2 protein-coding genes are annotated in these 690 nt (G+C 50.1%); both read left to right on the top strand.

From position 1 onward, the window contains the following. The first annotated feature begins 23 nt into the window (after positions 1-23). Positions 24-137: a peptidoglycan-binding domain-containing protein gene (locus B3S86_RS15345; protein WP_290754334.1), complete on the top strand. Its 114-nt coding sequence runs from the start codon at positions 24-26 to the stop codon at positions 135-137. Positions 138-299: 162 nt separating this feature from the next. Next, positions 300-690 (top strand): P-loop NTPase (locus tag B3S86_RS15350; RefSeq protein WP_414651182.1); only part of this gene is annotated, 391 nt, incomplete at its 3' end.

Genomic DNA, 690 nt, shown 5'->3' on the forward strand with positions numbered 1-690 from the left:
TTCAGCGTGCAGTCAAAGCAACCGTGACTCGGCGCTTTGATGCAGAGACGGCTCAGAAGGTGCGTGCCTATCAAACACGTCAAGGACTTGACGTTGATGGTGTCGTGGGTCCTCGTACATGGAACCGAATGTTCTAAAACGAGCGAATGATCGAGTAAAATGATGAAAACTGACACTGGACATGGAAAAGTCATCCTTTCCGGTGTCGAAATGTGCAAGCGCTCTCTTATTTTTGTTATACTAATAAGGATTAAATCGAACGTTTTCAGGGGGAAGGCACTATGTTGAATGAACAAGAAATTCGCGAGGTAGTCGGAACGCTCGTCGATCCGACGATTGACCGCCCGCTTGCAGATACGAACGGCATTCGTGACGTCCGGATTAAAGGTGATTATGTCAGTCTGAAAATCGCTTTAGCACAATCCGGTTCTGGGGAGCAACTCGTGCTCCAACAGCAAATCGTCAAGGAACTGAAAGAAAAAGGATTCAAGACGGTGGGACTCCGTTTTGAGGCACTCGGTGATCACGGGATCCAAGCAGCGACGACACCGTCGATCCTTAAACCAGAATCCGGTACGACGTTCATCGCGATCGCCTCCGGTAAAGGGGGCGTCGGGAAATCGACGGTTTCCGTTAACTTAGCAGTCGCCCTCGCACGAGCAGGGAAGAAGGTCGGTTTGATTGATGCCG

It is taken from the genome of Exiguobacterium sp. UBA3968 (genome assembly GCF_002385115.1).
Taxonomy (GTDB): domain Bacteria; phylum Bacillota; class Bacilli; order Exiguobacteriales; family Exiguobacteriaceae; genus Exiguobacterium_A.